The organism is Dyella sp. SG562, assembly GCF_011759495.1.
GTDB lineage: Bacteria > Pseudomonadota > Gammaproteobacteria > Xanthomonadales > Rhodanobacteraceae > Dyella_D > Dyella_D marensis.
On record NZ_JAAOYS010000004.1, the window covers coordinates 85,286 to 104,056 of the forward strand.

Consider the following 18,771-nt stretch of genomic DNA (forward strand, 5'->3'; position numbering starts at 1 on the left):
CGGAGCCGTGACAAACGGCCCCGCCTGACTACCTCACGGCGCGTGCTGGCCCACGCGGTGCCCGCGCAGTCCGTAGAACAGGATGTACAGGTAGCAGGGCACCATCAGCAGCATGAAGACCAGCTGGAAGTCGTAATGCTGCTTCAGGTGCACGAAGGCCTGCGGCACCAGCGCGCCGCCGACGATCGCCATGATCAGCAGCGCCGAGCCGGCCTCGGTCCAGCGGCCGAGGCCCTTGATCGCCAGCGGGAAGATCGCCGGCCACATCATGGCGTTGGCAAAGCCCAGCGCGGCCACGAAACCCACCGAGGTATAGCCGGTGGTGAGCCAGGCGCCGATGGTGAAGATCGCGCCGAGCACGGCCGATACGGCCAGGTAGCTCTGCTGCGAAATGATCTTGGGGATCAGCACCAGGCCGGCCAGGTAGCCGGCCAGCATGGCGATCAGCGTGTACGAGGTGAAATGCTTGGTGGCGTCCAGCGGCAGGCCCAGGCCCTGGCCGTAGGTGCCGATGGCGTCGCCCGCCATCACTTCCACGCCCACGTAGAGGAACAGGCACAGCACGCCCAGCCACAGGTGCGGGAAGCTCAGCAGGTTGCCCTTGGCGTGGCCGATTTCCGTCTCGCTGTTGGCGCCCGACGGCTTGATCTCCGGCAGCGGCGAGCGCAGCACCCACACCGCCAGCACCACCAGCAGGCCGGCCATCGCCATGTAGGGCATGTGCACCTTGGCGGCGAAGGTGTTGAGCAGCGCTTCGCGCGCTTCCGGCGTCGGCGCGGCCTTGACCTGCTGGTCGAAGGTGTCGATGCCGCTCAGCACCAGCCAGCCGAATACGAACGGCGCCAGCGCGCCGGCGATCTTGTTGCAGATGCCCATGAAGGCGATGCGCTGCGCGGCGCTGTCGATCGGACCCAGGATGCTGATGTACGGATTGGACGCCGTCTGCAGCAGGGCCAGGCCCGCGCCGATCACGAACAGGCCCGAGAGCGCGCCGCCGTACACGCGCATCGACACGAACTGGCCGAACAGCACCGCGCCGACCGCCATCACGAACAGGCCCAGCGCCATGCCCTTCTTCATGCCGGTGCGCTTGAGCACCGCGGACGAGGGCAGGGCGAGGAAGAAGTACGAGCAATAGAACACCATCGGCACCAGGAAGGCGTTCACGTCGTCCAGGGAAAACGCCAGCTTGACGAAGGTGATCAGCGGCCCGTTGAGCCAGGTGACGAAGCCGAAGATGAAGAACAGCAGGCCGATGATCAGCATCGGCACCAGGCCGGAGGCCCGGGCGTGCGTATCGCCGGTAGCTAGCGTTGTGGACGACATGTATTGACTCCCCGAATGTGCCGATGCCGACGACAGCCCGCGGGCCGCGTCGCCTCCCGCTCGTTTTATCGGCGCTAACTAGCAACGTTGTCAATCGGCGTTCCCGGCCGGCCAGGGCGGGGCAGCCCGGATCATCCCCCTGTGCGCCCGGCCATGGCGCGCCGCGGCATGGCCGTTCCGGATCCGGCAAAAACCGTGCTAAGTGGCGCAACCATGCGGATCGGCGGGCTTTTGGCATGGCCGTCACCTGCGTTATGGCGAAGTGTTTGCTGCGTCGCGGAAACGTCTTTGCGGGTCTAGGAAATTCGACCTGTTGACAACGTTGTCATCGCGCTCCCATATTCCGCCTCCATCGGGGGCTGTGACAGCAGCATGACGTCGGCATGACCGCGTCGATCGTGAAACGGGGAGGGGCTTGTGGCGGAACTGGCCAACCAGGGCGTCGGGCTGAAGGGTGCCTCGCAGGGCGCGCTTTTCCTGGCGGCGGATGTCGGCGGCACCCATGCGCGGATCGGGCTGGTCAGCCAGCGCCCGGACGGCGCGCGGCCGGTGACCGTGCTGCAGTACCACCGCTACGCCTGCGCCGAATGGCCCAGCCTCACCGCCGTGCTCAAGGATTTCGTCAGCCAGCTCGGCGGCACCGTGCACGTGGACCAGTGCGCCGTGGCCAGCGCCGGCTATGTGCTGGGCGATGCCATCGTCAACGACAACCTGCCCTGGCCGGTGTCCATCCGCGACATCCGCGACAGCTTAGGCATCCAGCAGCTGGCGGTGGTCAACGATTTCGAGGCGGTGGCCTATGCCACCCAGTTCCTGGTGCAGGCCGACACCACGCCGGTGATCGAGGCGCAGACGCCCGGCGGCGCCGGCCCCGTGCTGGTGATGGGCCCGGGCACCGGCCTGGGTTCGGCGGTGCTGCTGCCGGGCAAGCCGCACGCCACGGTGCTGCCGACCGAGGCGGGGCAGATCGCCCTGTCGCCGGGCAACGAGCGCGAGATCGAGATCCTGCGCGTGCTGTCGGGCGAGCGTCCGTACGTGTCGTTCGAACACGCGCTGTCCGGCCCCGGCCTGCTCAATCTCTACCGCGCGCTGTGCGTGCTGCGCGCCGAAACGCCGGTGCTGGCCAAACCCAGCGACATCACCCGCGCCGCGCTGGAGCGCAGCGATGCCGCGGCGGTGGAAGCGCTGGACGTGTTCTGCGGCCTGCTCGGCAGCTTCGTCGGCGATCTCACCCTGCTCTACGGCGCGCGCGGCGGCGTGTTTCTCGCCGGCGGCATCCTGCCGCAGATCCGCGAAGTGCTGCTGGCCAGCACCTTCCGCGAGCGCTTCTTCAACAAGGGCGTGATGCGGGCCTTCTTGCAGCAAGTGCCCGTGCGCCTGATGGAACACGGCCAGCTCGGCGTCATCGGCGCGGCTGGCATGTACCTGGACGGCAGCAGCATGCATCCGCCGGAAAGCGCAGCAACACAGCCATCGTAGTCAGCGTAGCAACCACCGGGCGCGAGCCCTGTTACCGCCTAGCGGATATCGACGTCGCCATTGCATCCGCACCAGCGATCCTTTGAGGGGAGGAAACCATGTCACACCGCAAGACGCTACTAGCCGCCAGCATCATCGCCGGACTCTGTCTTTCCGGCGCCGCCTTCGCGCAGGATGCCCAGACCAGCAATGCCGGCACCACGCAGAACCGTGCCGACAAGAACAAAGCCAAGGAGCTGGGCACGGTCGTGGTCACCGGCATCCGCGACACCGAAGCAGAATCGATCGAATTCAAGAAGTACGCCGACTCGCATGTCGACGTCATCACCGCCGAGGACGTGGGCAAGCTGCCGGCCAAGAATGTGGCCGACACGCTGCAGCGCCTGCCCGGCGTGAACATCAGCTCGTCAAGCGCCAGCGAGGGCGGCTTCGATGAAGCCGACCGCGTCAGCCTGCGCGGCACCAATCCCAGCATGACCCAGACTCTGGTCAACGGACACACCGTGGGCACCGGCGATTGGTTCGTGCTGAGCCAGGTGCAGACGGTGGGACGCAGTGTGAGCTACAGCCTGCTGCCGTCCGAAATCGTCAGCCAGGTGGTAGTGCACAAGAGCTCCGAGGCGAAGATCGTCGAGGGCGGCAGCGCCGGCTCGGTGGACATCATCACGCGCAAGCCGCTGGAGTTCGCCAAGCAGCTCACCGCGGAAGCTTCCATTGGCGGCGTCTATTCGGACCTGCCCAGCGATACCAAGCCGCAGTTCAGCGGCCTGTTCAACTGGAAGAACAACGACAACACCTTCGGCGTGATGGTGCAGGGCTTCTACGAGAAGCGCAGCCTGCAGCGCAACGGCCAGGAAGTGGTGGGCGGCTACGGCAAGATCGCCGCCACCGACCCGGCTGCCGTGGCCGATCCGAAGCTCGCCGGCCTGTCATACCCGAACCTGCTCGGCGCCACGCTCTTCACGCAGCAGCGTGAACGCAAGGGCGGCGTGATCGACCTGGAATTCAAGCCCAGCGACACCGTCACGCTGAATTTGAGCGGCTTCTATTCGAAGCTCGAAGCGGACAACTACAACCGCAACTACATGCTGTGGAGCAGCCATTTCGCGCCGTATCTGGTGCCCAGCAGCTACTCGGTGAAGAACGGCGTGATCACCAACGCCGTCTATCCGAAGGTGACCGATCCCAGCGTGATGTGCGGCGCCACGCCGTGCACCAACACCTCGTGGGGCGTCTACGACCAGATTTCCCGCCCGGGCGCGGCTTCACAGTCGCGCTACGTCACCCTGGACGGCGAATGGCGCGCGACCCAGTCGCTCACCTTCAAGGGACAGGTCGGCACCACCAAGGGCAAGGGCAGCAGTCCCACCCAGGATGTGCTCGAGCTGGGTACGGGCGGCGGCGGTGGCGCTTCGTGGGCAATGAGCGGACTCGATCATCCGGCCAGCTGGTCGCTGGGCGGCGACAACAGCACGCCTTCAGGTATCCGTCCGCAGGACGGCTGGATCTTCGGCGATCAGGCCATTGAGGTCACCGACAAGGAGAACTGGATCGGCGGCGACGGCGAATGGGCGTTGGACCGCGGCGTACTGTCCTCGCTGGACTTCGGTGCGCGCTATTCGGACCACACCCGTCAGAACAAGAGCGACATCGGCCAGGGCCCGAACTTCGCCACCGACTGGCAGAACCCCGCCAACTATCCGGCCGGCCATGCCAACTATCCGAGCGACTTCACCAGCGATCTCGGCGGCAGCGTACCCGGCAACATCTGGTACTACACGCCGGGCCAGCTCGCCCAGATCGACCGCCAGTTCGCCAATCGCGACCCGGTGGCGCGCTTCAACTGGCAGAACATCTACAAGGTGAAGGAAAAGGTCACGGCGGCCTACCTGCAGGCCAACTTCAACGGCGAGCGCTGGAGCGGCAACATCGGCGGCCGCTGGGTGCGCACCGAAGAGAACATCAACTACAACACCAGCAATCCTGAGCAGTACACCGTGGCGGGCCCGATCACTGGCTCGGCATTCGGCGCCTACTACAAGAGCAAGTACGACCACACGTATAGCAAGTTCCTGCCGAGCGCCAACTTCAAGTACAGCTTCACCGACGATCTGATCGGCCGCCTCGCGGCGTCGCAGACCATGACGCGGCCGGATTACTCCGCGCTGGCGGGCTCGGTGTCGCTGGACGACCTGACCCATACCGGTAGCGGCGGCAATCCGCAGCTCAAGCCGATCGTCTCCACCAACTTCGACGCGGCGCTGGAGTGGTACTTCACGCCACGCGGCCTGCTGTCGGCCGGTGCGTATTACATGGATCTGAAGGACTACGTGAACTTCGGTCCGGTCAGCCGCACCTACAAGGACCAGAACGCGAGCAACAACAGCGGCCAGGATGTGTTCAACACTTATCTGGTCAGCGTGCCAGTGAACGTGGACGGCCATATCAGCGGTATCGAACTGGCTTACACGCAGCCCATCGGCGAAAACTTCGGCGTGGCGGCCAACTACACCTATGCCGACGGCAGCACCTCCACGGGCAAGCCGCTGCAGGGCACCTCGGAGAATACCTACAACGTTTCCGGTTACTTCGAGAACGAGCGCTTCAATGCTCGCCTGAGCTATACCTACCGTTCGTCGTTCTTCGCCGGCGTCAGCCGCACCGACACGTACTACCAGTCGGGCCTCGGCAATCTCGCGCTGTCCCTGGGCTACAAGATCAACGATTGGGCCTCGCTGTCGTTCGACGCGATGAACCTCAATAATCCCAAGATCAAGTACTACACCAACGTCGCGGGCATCGGTAATCAGCCGTACGCCTTCTACGTCAACGGACGCCAGTACTACCTCAACCTCCGGTTGAAGTATTGAGGCACACTGAGCAACAACCTCCCCATTGGGCCCGGCTTGTCCGGGCCCTTCTTTGGGAGGAGCCCCGAAAAGCTGTAGGTTGGGGTGAGCGCAGCGAACCCCAACGGACGTCCGGACACGTGCTTTCGTCGGGGTTCGCTGCGCTCACCCCAACCTACGCCAGACTTGAGCGACGAGGAACGCAGCCAGTGACTTTTGCACTACGCCTTGGCCGGACCCTGATGCTGGCCGCACTGGCCATTCTTCCGTCTTTTACGTTCGCCGCGGAGCAACGCTCCGACGTGCCGCTATCCCTCATTCCCCTGCCTGCCAAGCTCACCCGCGCCGACGGCAGCTTCGCCATCGACGCCGGCACCTTGCTGGTCGCCGCCGATGCCGAAAGCCGCCGCACCGCCGGCTGGCTGGCCGGGCAGATCAAGCGCAGCCGCGGCGTGGAGCTGCGCATCGTCGACAAGGCAGGCAACGCGCCTGCCATCGTGCTTAGCCACGACGCCAAGGCATCCACGCCGGCCGAGGGCTACACCCTCGACGTCGACGCGCAGGGCGCGCGCATCGTGGCGCGCGACGGCGACGGCCTGTTCCACGGCGCGGTGACGCTGTGGCAGCTGCTTACCCAGGACGAGGCCAAGGCCGCCGCGCCGTTCGTGCATATCGAAGATGCGCCGCGCTTCGCCTGGCGCGGCCTGATGCTGGATTCGGCGCGGCATTTCCAGAGCGTCGCCGAGATCCAGGCGCTGATCGACCAGATGGCGCTGCACAAGCTCAACGTGCTGCACTGGCATCTCACCGACGACCAGGGCTGGCGCATCGAGATCAAGCGCTATCCGGAACTGACCCGCATCGGCGCCTGGCGCACGCCGCCGGATGCCGGCAGCAACGGCGTGCCGCTGCGTCACGGCGGCTTCTATACGCAGGACGAGATCCGCGCCGTGGTGGCCTATGCGGCCGCGCGCCACATCACCATCGTGCCGGAGCTGGACATGCCCGGCCATGCGCAGGCGGCCGTCGCCTCGTATCCGGAGCTGGGCGTGACCGGCAAGCGTCCGCCGGTGTCGGTGGACTGGGGCGTGCACACCTATCTGTACAACGTGGACGACGCCACCTTCGTGTTCATGCAGCACGTGCTGGACGAAGTGATGGCGCTGTTCCCCTCGCGCTATATCCACGTGGGCGGCGACGAGGCGGTGAAGGACCAGTGGCAGGCCTCGCCCGCGGTGCAGGCGAAGATGCATGCGCTGGGCCTGAAGAACGAAGACGCGCTGCAGGGCTGGTTTATCGCGCGCATGGGCACCTACCTGAAAGCGCATGGGCGCCGCCTGATCGGCTGGGACGAGATCCTGGAAGGCGGCGTGCCGGCCGATGCCACGGTGATGTCGTGGCGCGGCATCAAGGGTGCGATCGAGGCGGCGCAGAAGGGGCACGACGTGGTGTCCTCGCCCTCGCCGGACCTGTACCTCAACCAGCTGCAGAGCGACCGCGCCGACGAAAGCGCCGGCCGCGAGCCGGTGCAGGACCTGGCCAGCATCTACGCCTTCGAAGCGGTGCCGAAGGAACTCGACGCCACGCAGGCGCGCCACGTGCTCGGCGCCCAGGCCAATGTGTGGACCGAATACATCACCAGCGACGCGCTGCTGCAGCACACGATCTATCCGCGCCTGGACGCGCTGGCCGAAGTGGTGTGGTCGCCGGTGGCCACGCGCGACTGGCCGGGCTTCCTCGCGCGCCTGCCCGCGCAGCTGGCGCGCTACCGTGCGCAGAACGTCGGCTATGCGGACAGCGCGTTCGCGCCATCGATCGAGGTGGACCGCAATGCCGCGCTGGCTTCCGGCAAGGCGAGCGTCACGCTGGGCAACCAGACGAAGTTCGGCGAGCTGCACTACACGCTGGACGGCAGCGAGCCCACCGCGCAATCGCCGCGCTACCAGGCACCGTTCGAGGTGAAGCTGCCCACCACCGTGCGGGCCATCGCGCTGGATGCCAGCGGCCATCCGCTGGCCGCGCCGCGCGAGCGCGTGCTCGACGCCACCCAGCTGCTGACCCGCGAGAACGCCGAACTGCGCAACTGCCCCGGCAGCGATTTCCGCCTGCGCGTGCAGCCGCTGCCGGATGCCACCAGCATGGCGCCGGCCTACAGCATCAATATCTTCGACACCTGCCAGCGTTATCCCGAGGCGCGCCTCGACGGCATTCGCAGCATCCAGGTGGAAGCCGTGCGGCTGGAGCGCAACTTCCAGCTCGCGCACGAGGCCAAGCTGGTGGTGTCGCGTCCGGCCAGGACCGCGCACGGCGAAATGGTGGTGCACAAGGACCGCTGCGACGGCGAAGTGCTCGCCAGCATGCCGCTGCCCGACCCGTCCGGCCCACGCCGCTTCCAGCTCGCCGCCGCATTGCCCGACCAGCGCGGCGTGCACGACCTCTGCCTGGTCTTCACCGCTCCCATCACCGGCCCGCTGTACGGCATCGAGCGCGCCAGCCTGACCCCGACCGCCCAGCCATGACCCCCGCCAGCCCGCATCGCCTCGCCTCGGTCGACGCCCTGCGCGGCTGCACCGTCGCGGCGATGCTGCTGGTCAACGATCCGGGCGACTGGGGCCACGTGTACTGGCCGCTGGAACATGCGCAGTGGCATGGCTGCACGCCGACGGATCTGGTGTTTCCGTTCTTTCTGTTCGTGGTGGGTGTGTCGGTGGCGTTGGCGATCGCGCCGCGGATGGAGCAGGGCGCGGACCGCGGGGTGCTGTTGCGCGCGGCGATGGTGCGTGCGCTGCGCATCGTCGGCCTCGGCTTGCTGATCAATGCGGCGGCGGCGCTGATTCTGCCGGATGCGCATATGCGCATTCCCGGCGTGCTGCAGCGGATCGGCATTTGTTTTGGCGCGGTGGCCGCGTTTCAGCTTTATGCGAATGCGCGGGTGCAGTGGGGGGCCATTGTGCTGTTGCTGGTCGGCTACGCGGCGCTACTTGTGTTCGGCGGCACGCTGGAGCCGTTCCATAATGTCGTGAGCCGTGCCGATACGGCGGTCTTCGGTCATTACGCGTATCGCTATTTCCCTGCCACGGGGTTGGGGCATGACCCAGAGGGCTTGCTCGGTACGCTGCCTTCTATCGCGACGACGCTGCTTGGGCTGCGTGCGGGGCATGGGTTGCGCGGCAACGATCGCCGCGCGTTGCTGTTGAGTGGCACTGCCTATGTGTTGCTTGGCGCGCTGTGGGCGCTGTTGCTGCCGCTCAATAAGAATCTTTGGACGCCGTCGTTTGTGTTGTGGACGGCTGGGTGGGCCACGTTGGCCTTGTTGGTGTTCCACGTGGTGGTGGATTTGCGTGGGTGGCCGGCGTGGGGGCGGCGGTTTGGCGTCAACGCGGTGGCCGCCTACGCCGGTTCGGAGTTCATGCAGATACTTCTGCCTGGTTTGGGGATACAGGATCCGTTGTATCGAACGGTGTTCGGTGGGTGGATTACGCCGTTGGCGGGCCCGTATGTCGCGTCGCTTGCTTATGCGATGGTTTTTGTCGCTGTTTGGTGGGTGATTGTGTGGGCGATGGATCGCCGGCGGGTCTACCTCAAGCTGTAGCGCGCTTTTTTTGCGTGGCCGCGAACTGGCCGCTTATGCAGCGGGCATTCCGTGCGCCTGCCGGCGCCCGGGTCACTTTCTCTTTGCTGGCCCAAAGAGAAAGTAACCAAAGAGAAATGGCCTCAAGTCAAAGGCTCGCGACGCGACTAGAAGGAGCGGTGGGCGGCTGCGGTAACTTGATTAACCTGGGTCTACACGAAACGGCAGTGCGGTTACGTAGCGGCTGCTTCAACGTGCCGTGGCGAAGAGGATGTTCAAGGATTGAGGCCAGCTTTGGCTCTTCGTTCCTGCCTCCCTCACCACTACACCCCTCTCCCCTCCGGGGAGAGGGCAGGGTGAGGGGCCGGGTGGAGCGCAACGTTAAATCTTGCCGTGGCGTAGGTTGGGGTGAGCCGCAGGCGAACCCCAACACCCGCACCTTCACGCGCCTCGCCACGTTGGGGTTCGCTACGCTCACCCCAACCTACGCGGGCTACGCGGGCGTGGCAGATGTAACGTTGCGCTCCGCCCGAACCCTCATCCGGCTGCCGCCACCTTCTCCCAGGGGGAGAAGGGGTTCAACTTGAGAAGCTGAGGCAGAGCGCACCGCTCAAGCGGGCGTCAGTTCTTGAACATCCTCTCGGCCACGGCACGTTGAAGCACCCGTTACGCAAACGCAAAGTCGTTTCGTGTAGACCCAGGTTAATCAGGTTACCGCAGCCGTCCACTGCTCCTTCTAGTCGCGTCGCGAGCCTTTGCTCTTAGGCCATTCTCTCTTTGGTTACTTTCTCTTTGGGCCAGCAAAGAGAAAGTGACTCGGGCGCCGGCAGGCGTCCGAAATGCCCGCTGCATAAGCGGCCAAGTCGCGACAGCCCCACCTAGTCGCTACTGGATCCCGGCCTACGCCGGGATGACGAACAAGGCGGAATCACAGCCCACACCCGTGAGCTATCATCCGCGGCTTGCCGCACCCGCCCCACCGACGAGAGATCACCCATGACCCATTCGTCCAAGCTAGCGCAACGCGCACTGACACTCTCCCTCAGCGCGCTGATCACCGCCTGCGCCAGCCAGCCCATCGCGCCAGCCCAACAGCACACCGCGGCAGCGATTGAAGTCCCGCAGATCAAGCGCCCCGAAGGCGAAACCCCCCAATGGTGGTTCCGCAACGGCGCCGCGCAAGCGGCCAACGTCTCCGCCCAGGCCAGCATCCAGGGCCAGCGCGCCAAGAACGTCATCGTGTTTCTCGGCGACGGCATGAGCATCCCCACCATCGCCGCCGCGCACGTGCGCGCCGGTCAGCGCAAGGGTGTGGATGGCGAGAGCTACAAGCTGAGCTTCGAGCAGTTTCCGTTCAGCGCCTTCAGCCGCACCTACGAGACGGATCAGCAGACGCCGGATTCCGCCGGCACCATGACTGCGATCATGACCGGGGTGAAGACGCGCGCCGGCTATATCGGCATCTCGCAGGTGCCGCGCCGGCAGGATTGCGCGGCCAGCAAGGGGCAGGAACTGGTGACCACGCTGGAACTGGCGGCAGCCGCGGGCATGAGCACCGGCGCCGTGACCACCACGCGCATCACCCACGCCACGCCGGCGGCCACCTATGGCCATCTGCCGGAGCGCAACTGGGAAGTGGATGCCGAGCTCAGCGCGCAGGCGAAAGCGCAGGGCTGCAAGGATTTCGCGGCGCAGCTGGTCGACTTTCCCGCCATCGACGGGCTTACCGTGGCGATGGGCGGCGGCCGCACCGAGTTCATGCCGGCGGGCGAGACCGATCCGGAATATGCGAACAAAGTGGGGCAGCGACTGGATGGCCGCGATCTGATCGCGGAGTGGAAGGCGAAGCATCCCGGCGGCGCCTACGTATGGAACGAGCAGCAGCTCAAGGGGCTGGATCTGTCGAAGACGCCGCGCCTGCTCGGCCTGTTCGAGCCTTCGCATATGAACTACGAGCATGAGCGCCCGCAGGACAAGGCCGGCGAGCCGAGTCTGGCCGAGATGACCACGGCGGCGATCGATGTGCTCAAGCAGAATCCGAATGGCTTCTTCCTGATGGTGGAAGGCGGCCGTATCGATCATGCGCTGCATGCGGGCAATGCCTACCGTGCGCTGGACGAGACCATCTCGATGGCCGATGCGGTGGCGGCGGCGCTTGCCCATACCGATCCCAAGGACACGCTGATCGTGGTCACCGCCGACCACGCGCATACGATGACCTTCGCCGGCTACCCGAAGCGCGGCAACGACATCCTCGGGCTGGTGCAGGGCCATACCGACAGCTACGACGAGGAAGGCGGCGCCGGGCTGGCGCGCGATGCCACCGGCAAGCCGTACACCACCTTGGGGTTTGCCAATGGCCCGGGCTATACCGGCGCCACCGACAAGCAGCCGGAAGGGCCGAAGCGTTATCCGCACAATCCCAATGAGTACTCGCTGGCGAAGAAGGGCCGGCCGGATCTGACCAAGGTCGATACGGCGGCGCCGGATTACATGCAGGAGTCGATCGTACCGTTGAAGGGCGAGACGCATGGTGGCGAGGATGTGGCGATCTTTGCCAATGGTCCGGGCGCGGCGGCGTTTCATGGGGAGATCGAGCAGAACGCGATCTTCCATGTGATCGTGCAGAACGCGCCGCGCTTGCGCGAGGAGTTGTGCAAGCTGGGGAGCTGCAATGCGGAGGGGGTGCCGGTGGAGCGGCCGACGTATGAGGCTTGGTTGAAGCAGGTGAGCGTCAAGTAAGGATCGCCACACCACCGGCGGGTAGCGGGTAGGTTGGGGTGAGCCGCAGGCGAACCCCAACATGGCAACGCGGGTACGCATCGCATCGTTGGGGTTCGCCTTTGGCTCACCCCAACCTACGCAGGCGGCTGTGCCGCCTCACTCTGTACCTGCAACCACTGCATCCGCAAATGCGCCTGCGTCGCGCAGCGCGTCCCCATGTCGATAAACACCGCGATGCTTTCCAGCATCACCGGCAAGCGCTGCGTATTCACGCTGCCGTGTTCGTCAGCCAGTTCCGCCAGCCACCGGATCGCGTTATGCGCGTAATACAGCCATTCGGTGGCATCGTTCAACAACGCATCCGGCCCCGCCTCCGGATCCGAAAAATACTCCACGTGGCGTGTGATCCACGCTTCGCCATAGATATCCATAAGCAACTCCTTGCCATGCGCCGCCCCCGTTCCGAGAACGGCACGCCGCCGGACAGCACGACGTGCCGCGACCACACGGACTCGAGGCTGGCCGACCACCTGGAACACAGGCGCCGGGCGGCTTGATTGATGAAGTGGGTTGCGGCTTCAGTCGCTTTCGCCGTTGCACGAAGCAACGCGCCGGGTTGCACGGCTAGGACTCATTACCTGCGAAAACTCTTAAGTCCGCGGTTCTTCAACCGTGTCCGCGAAGACGGCGGACAGCCCCATGGGCCGGCGGATGTGCCGCCCTGGGGATCGGCGGGCGTACGAGTGACGTATGATCTGGCACAGCCATGATCAACTCTCCTTCAGTTGGTGATGGTCAGCGGGTCAGGGGTGGTCGAAACACCCTTGGCCCGCGCTCTCACGACATTGCTGCCATGGTTGTCCGCGACGCGCTTGAAATCACTCCGCGGACAACACCTGCAAAACTAGCAAGGCAACCTCGCCTTGTCTTTAGTCGAAATCTGAAAAATTCAAATCAGTAGTTGCGAATGTGGATGGGTGCCGAAAGCTGCGGCGCCATCCACGCGCAAGGCGGCGGCCAGAAAAGCCCATAGCGCCTCTGGCGCAGCAGAATTTTCCGATGGCGAACCATCGGGCAGCTGCCGTCCCGCGGAACCCGTTCTCAGATATTTCCCAATCACCGTCGCCGTCCCGCCCTGCGCATGATCGGCGCCCGGCAGCGTGCGGCTGAACTCGCCGGTCAGCAGCGTCACCACATTGCGGCCGCGCAAGGTGAGCATGCGCTGCAGGAATACCGAAAGGCCCGGCGTGATCGGCGCCATGATCTGCCGCGCCAGCTTGCCGCTATCGTCGTGATGCGTATCGAACTGCCTGTCCTCGCGGCCGGTGAAAGCGATCTGGGCGAAGACCACGCTCGTATCGGCACGGACCAGCGCTTCGACGGCCGCGAACGTGCCGGGCAGATCCTCCACCGCCGAGAGCCTCGGAGTCACGCCATACGCATGGCGAATATCTTCGCGTTCGGCAGCAGCAAGCCCCGCATCGGCAAAGCGGCGCACGTGCTGCCACGCGACGCCGCGCTCCGCCGGTGGATCGGACGCAACACCCACAGGAAGACCGAGCCGGTTGACGATCGCGCAGGGCAGGGGACTGCCCGGCAAGGCCGCAGCCATCCGCAGCAACTGGCTGCGCGGCCCCGCTTGCAGCATCGCCACGCGCGCATCGTTGTGGCTGTACAACCCATGCTTGAACGGCACGGCTGCCATATGCGCGAGCGCGACGGCCGGCAATGCGCCCAGCGAAGCGGCGTCGACATACAATCCGTTGCCCAGCGCGCGGACATTGCCGGATGTCACGCCAAACGCGCCGTTGGCAAGAAACGCATCGGCACTGTTGAACAAGCCGGCCGGCCCGCCGTTCAACCACAGCACCACCAGCGCCGGCCGCTCGCGTGGCGATGCCAAGGCATCGAAGGGGCCGAGCGCCAATGCGCCGGCAGCGGCAAGGCCGGCCTTCAGCAGGCTGCGGCGGGAAGGGGAATGGGTTGGCATAAGCGTGGCCGTTAGTGGGGGAAAGCCGTTGCGGCGCGGGGTGCCGCGGGCACAGACTTAAGCTAGCCCTGTCCATCCATCGAACGGCAGCCATCCTGTGTCGCGAATCAGACAGCCAGCAAAGCGCGCCACCGCGTGGCCGATGACCGCGCTGGCCAAGGACTACCCGCGCGGCTGCCACGTGCCCAGGCACCGGCATCGCCGCGGCCAGCTGATCTACGCCGCCAGCGGCGTGATGCAGGTGACCACGCGCGAAGGCATCTGGATCGTGCCGCCGCAGCGCGCGCTGTGGATTCCGATCGGCATGCCGCACGAGATCCTGATGGAAGGGCGCGTGGCGGTGCGCATGCTCTATCTCGACCGCGCCACCAGCGCGCCGTTCGGCACGCATTGCCGCGTGCTGGCGGTGTCGCCGCTGCTGCGCGAGCTGGTGCTGGCCGCGGTGCAGGCGCATGGCGAACGCGATGCGTCCACTTTGCAATTGGCTATGCCATTACTGCTGCATGCGCTGCTGAAGGCGGACGAAGCGCCGTTCCGCATCCCGGTGCCGGCGGACCCGCGCCTGAAAAAGGCTTGCCAGCGCCTGCTCGACGATGCCACGCGGCCCGATACGCTTGAACAGCTGGCAGCGCGCGCCGGCGCCAGCAGCCGCACGCTGGCGCGCCTGTTCGAAAGCGAATTGCGCATGTCCTTTGTGCGCTGGCGCCAGCACGTGCGGCTGGCGCGGGCGATCAGCCAGATGAGCCTGGGCCGTCCGATCAAGACGGTAGCGCGCGAGGCCGGCTATGCCAGCTGCAGTGCGTTCTGCAGCATGTTCCACCGCATCATCGGCGCCAGCCCCACCGAATACCTGCGCCAGGTCGAGGGACGGCCCGCTTTGTGACGGCGCCAGCGCCTCCGTCATCCCATCGTCAAAGAATCGACATCTGCCCGCTTCACGATATTTGAACGTCCGCGCCCCCACGCGCGGCGCCCCGATCTCCTGGAGCTCTGCATCTCATGAAGAAGAACCTGCTGGCGATGGCCACCGCCGTCGCGCTCGCCGCTTTGTCCCACGGTGCCATGGCCGAGGACCTGCCGACCGCCGACGCCACCGCCAAGCCCGACGCGGCCAAGAATCTGGAAGGCGTCTCGGTGATCGGCCAGGGTGAAACCCGCCAGGTGCAGCGCGTGACCACCAAGGACGTCGCGGTGCTGCCCGCGGGCACCAGCCTGCAGAAGATCCTCAACCGGATGCCGGGCGTGAACGTGCAGTCCAACGACGCCTTCGGTGCCAACGAGGAGTCGCAGACCATCAGCCTGCGCGGCTTCAACGGCCAGCGCCTGGGCTACACGCTGGACGGCCTGCCGCTGGGCGACAACGCCTACGGCAACTACAACGGCCTGAACATCAGCCGCGCGCTGATCGCCGAGAACGCCGCCGGCGCCGAACTGGCGCAGGGCATCGGCAGCTTAGGCATCGCCTCGACCAGCAACCTGGGCGGCGCCATCCAGTATTTCTCCGCCGATCCGCTGCCGACCTTCGGCGGCCGCTTCGCGCAGACCTTCGGCAGCGACCAGAACCGCCGCACCTATCTGCGCCTGGATACGGGCGACTTCCACGGCTTCTCCATGTACCTGTCGGGCGTGCGCGCCACCGCCGACATGTGGGCGCCGCCGGAATCGCCGACCACCACCAAGCAGTTCAACGCCAAGGCGGTGTACCAGTTCGACGGCGGCCGCATCACCGCCTTCGCCGATACCTCGCGCACTTCGCAGGCCGACTACGCGTATCTGTCCAAGAGCGGCATGGCGCGCGGCCTGGGCTGGGACTGGAACCTGTACGCGCCGGACTGGAAGCGCGCGCTGGCCGCGGCGTACTGCGCGCCGGCCTACACCGTGAAGGGCGTGAAGGACGCGCGCTGCGGCTATTCCGGCGGCGTGGACAATATCGACGACGCCTACTACCAGAGCCGCGCGCTGCGCCGCGACGACCTGTACTACCTCGCCGGCGACTTCTATCCCAGCGACGCGGTGACCGTGCATGCGCAGGTCTATCACCACGAGAATGCCGGCCAGGGCCACTGGTGGTCGCCGGGCCAGAAGTCCAACCCGGGCACGGCGCAGGAGCTGCCGATCTCGATCCGCAGCACCAACTACAAGATCAACCGCAACGGCGTGCTGGCGTCGCTGGGCTGGGACCTGGGTAGCCATCACCTGGAAGGCGGCGTGTGGTACGAGCAGAACCACCACAACGTCGAGCGCAACTTCTATTACATCCCCTACGCGCTCAGCAGCCCGATCAGCGACGACACCTATCTGAGCGATCCGGACCGCCGCCTGTTCAACCAGGCCTACACCATCACCACGCGCCAGGCCTATCTGCAGGACAGCTTCAAGCTGCTGGACGACCGCCTGAGCGTGGATATCGGCGTGAAGAGCCCGCACGTGACCATGACCGCGCGCCAGGCGCCGGGCAACTACGAGGCGCCGGTGGCCAACGGCACGCTGAAGGCCGAGAAGAACCTGCTGCCGCAGGTGGGCGTGGGCTACAAGCTCGATGCCGGCCAGGAGCTGTTCCTGTCGTACGCCAAGAACATCGCCGCGTTCCAGGGCGGCGGCGCCAGCGGCCCGCTGCTGGTGACGCAGGCCTCGTTCGACGCCACCCGCGGCAACCTCAAGCCCGAGCAGTCGCGCACCATCGAAGGCGGCTACCGCATCGTGCAGCGCGAGTTCGAGGCATCGGCCGCGGTGTACGACGTGAAGTTCGACAACCGCCTGCTTTCGCTCAACCCCTGCCCGAGCATCCAGCAGGGCACCACGGCGGCGTGCGCCACGCGCTTCTACAACGTCGGCTCGGTGAGCAGCCACGGCGCGGAGTTCACCTTTATCTGGAAGCCGTTCGAGCATTTCCAGTGGTACAACTCGGCCTCGTTCAACCGCTCCACGTATGACGACAACTACGTGCAGAACGGCGCGGTGGTGCCGACCAAGGGCAAGGTCACGGTGGACACGCCCAAGCGCATGTTCGCCAGCGAGATCGCCTGGACCTACGGCCCCTGGAACCTGAGCCTGCGCGGCAAGTACACCGGCTCGCGCTACTACACCTACACCAACGACCAGGGCTTCGGCGGCTATACCTCGTTCGACTTCGGCGCCGGCTACGACTTCGGCGCGGCGTGGTTCGCGCAGGATGTGCGGCTGTCGCTCAACGTGAGCAACCTGACCGACAAGCGCTATGCGTCGAACCTGACGGCGTTTGCCAACACCGATCCGAACGGGCGGCAGCTGGCGTTTCATGCGAGTGCGCCGCGGCAGAGCTTCCTCACGTTGGATGTGAAGTTCTAAGCCAGCGATGCCGTACGGTAGAGCCCCTCTCCCCCCGGAAGAGGGGTTGGGGTGAGGGTGCGGGCGGAGCGCAAGAGTGATGTGCATCGCTCCGCCCGCACCCTCATCCGGCTGCCGCCACCTTCTCCCGGAGGGAGAAGGGTTCCAAACTTGAAGACTCGAGGAAAACCACAGCGTCGATGGTCGCCACGACGCTGAGCCCCTCTCCCTCCGGGAGAGGGGTTGGGGTGAGGGTACGGGCGGAGCGCAAGAGTGATGCGCACGACTCCGGCCGTACCCTCATCCGGCTGCCGCCACCTTCTCTCCCACGGCGACTACCTTCGGGTCGCCGGAGGGAGAAGGACTCTTTCCTGGAAGTAGAGTTACTAGCCCGGTCAGGAGCACCCAATGAAACCGTTATGCTGGCTAGCCCTAGCCACCTTGAGCCTGGCCTTGCCCTGCGCCATCCACGCTGCCGAAAAACCGATTGCTGCAAAGGTCCTCGTCCTGGGCCATCGCGGCGCCAGCGCGCTGCGGCCGGAGCACACCCTGGCCTCGTACGCCAAGGCGATCGCCGACGGCGCCGACTTCGTCGAGCCGGACCTGGTGATGACCAAGGACGGCGTGCCGGTGGCGCGCCACGAGAACGAGATCGGCGGCACCACCGACGTGGCGGCACACCCGGAGTTCGCCGGGCGCAAGACGACCAAAACCGTCGACGGCCACGCGGTCACCGGCTGGTTCACCGAAGACTTCACCCTGGCGGAACTGAAAACCCTGCGCGCGCGCGAGCGCCTGCCGGAATTCCGCGGCACCAGATACGACGGGCAGTTCCAGATTCCCACCCTGGATGAAATCATCGATTTCGTCGCTGCCGAAGCCGCCGCGCAAAGGCGCACGGTGGGCCTGATCCCCGAGATCAAGCACGGCACGTATTTCCAGAAGGCCGGCCTGCCGATGGAAGACCGCGTGCTGGCCATCCTCGACGCGCACAGCTACACGCGCACCGCGCCGGTGGAGATCCAGTCCTTCGAAATCGCCAACCTGCGCTACCTGCGCGGCAAGCTGGGCAAGAGCCATCCGAACGTGCGCCTGCTGCAGCTGCTGGACGATCCGAAGGAGCAGCCGTACGACGTGGCGGCGGCGGGCGGCAAGCTCACCTATGCCGACATGATGAAGCCGGCCGGGCTGCGCGAGATCGCCGGCTATGCCGACGCGATCGGCCCGAACATCCGCGCCATCATCCCGCTCGACAAGGACGGCACGCTGGGCCAGCCCACCGTGCTGGCGCACGACGCGCATGCGGCGAAGCTGGAGCTGCACCCGTACACGTTCCGCCCGGAGAACCATTTCCAGGCGAAGAACTTCTGGCAGGGCAGCGACCCGAAGACCTTCAACGAGGCCGGTTCCATCGCGGAAATCCGCGCCTATCTGGATGCCGGCGTCGATGCCTTCTTTACCGACGACCCGGCACTGGGCCGCAAAGCGGTGGACGGTCGCTGAGCTGCCATCACGCTGTCACCGCG

11 protein-coding genes are annotated in these 18,771 nt (G+C 65.9%); 8 read left to right on the top strand and 3 right to left on the bottom strand.

The genetic code is table 11. The features are described 5' to 3' along the window. Window positions 1–33: 33 nt before the first annotated feature. Window positions 34–1,326, bottom strand: coding sequence for a sugar MFS transporter (locus FHW84_RS09700; RefSeq protein WP_167254886.1), 1,293 nt, complete (start codon window positions 1,324–1,326; stop codon window positions 34–36). A 426-nt stretch (window positions 1,327–1,752) separates the two neighbouring features. Here FHW84_RS09700 and glk point away from each other — a divergent pair, with 426 nt between their 5' ends. From glk to FHW84_RS09725, 5 genes are all read left to right on the top strand, one after another. Further along, complete coding sequence (gene glk, locus FHW84_RS09705) at window positions 1,753–2,805, top strand: glucokinase (protein ID WP_167255393.1); 1,053 nt, start codon at window positions 1,753–1,755, stop codon at window positions 2,803–2,805. A gap of 98 nt (window positions 2,806–2,903) precedes the next feature. Next, entirely contained in the window at window positions 2,904–5,675 is a 2,772-nt protein-coding gene (locus FHW84_RS09710) for a TonB-dependent receptor (RefSeq protein ID WP_167254888.1), read from the top strand. 281 nt (window positions 5,676–5,956) lie between these two features. After that, window positions 5,957–8,173, top strand: a complete 2,217-nt coding sequence (locus FHW84_RS09715) for a family 20 glycosylhydrolase (RefSeq protein WP_343203587.1) — start codon at window positions 5,957–5,959, stop codon at window positions 8,171–8,173. Next, a complete protein-coding gene (locus FHW84_RS09720; protein WP_167254890.1) occupies window positions 8,170–9,246 on the top strand; it encodes a heparan-alpha-glucosaminide N-acetyltransferase domain-containing protein in 1,077 nt (358 codons plus the stop codon). Before FHW84_RS09715 ends, FHW84_RS09720 begins: the two co-directional genes overlap by 4 nt. Before the next feature lie 975 nt (window positions 9,247–10,221). Next, window positions 10,222–11,967 (top strand): alkaline phosphatase, encoded by a 1,746-nt coding sequence (locus FHW84_RS09725; protein ID WP_167254892.1) that lies wholly within the window; start codon window positions 10,222–10,224, stop codon window positions 11,965–11,967. 116 nt (window positions 11,968–12,083) lie between these two features. Here FHW84_RS09725 and FHW84_RS09730 read toward each other — a convergent pair whose 3' ends face one another. Then, window positions 12,084–12,380 carry a hypothetical protein gene (locus tag FHW84_RS09730; protein ID WP_167254893.1) on the bottom strand — a complete coding sequence of 99 codons (297 nt, stop codon included), beginning with the start codon at window positions 12,378–12,380 and terminating at the stop codon, window positions 12,084–12,086. A gap of 518 nt (window positions 12,381–12,898) precedes the next feature. Then, complete coding sequence (locus tag FHW84_RS09735; RefSeq protein ID WP_167255397.1) at window positions 12,899–13,939, bottom strand: DUF1501 domain-containing protein; 1,041 nt, start codon at window positions 13,937–13,939, stop codon at window positions 12,899–12,901. Window positions 13,940–14,036: 97 nt separating this feature from the next. Between FHW84_RS09735 and FHW84_RS09740 the strand changes: the two genes are divergently transcribed. The 3 genes from FHW84_RS09740 (at window position 14,037) to FHW84_RS09750 (ending at window position 18,748) form a co-directional block, all read left to right on the top strand. Continuing rightward, the gene (locus tag FHW84_RS09740) at window positions 14,037–14,822 is read left to right on the top strand and encodes a helix-turn-helix transcriptional regulator (protein ID WP_167254894.1); all 786 of its coding nucleotides are present in this window, start codon (window positions 14,037–14,039) and stop codon (window positions 14,820–14,822) included. 179 nt (window positions 14,823–15,001) lie between these two features. Beyond that, window positions 15,002–17,266: a TonB-dependent receptor gene (locus tag FHW84_RS09745; protein WP_243868066.1), complete on the top strand. Its 2,265-nt coding sequence runs from the start codon at window positions 15,002–15,004 to the stop codon at window positions 17,264–17,266. Window positions 17,267–17,653: 387 nt separating this feature from the next. Beyond that, window positions 17,654–18,748 carry a glycerophosphodiester phosphodiesterase gene (locus tag FHW84_RS09750; protein WP_167254896.1) on the top strand — a complete coding sequence of 365 codons (1,095 nt, stop codon included), beginning with the start codon at window positions 17,654–17,656 and terminating at the stop codon, window positions 18,746–18,748. Window positions 18,749–18,771: the final 23 nt, after the last annotated feature.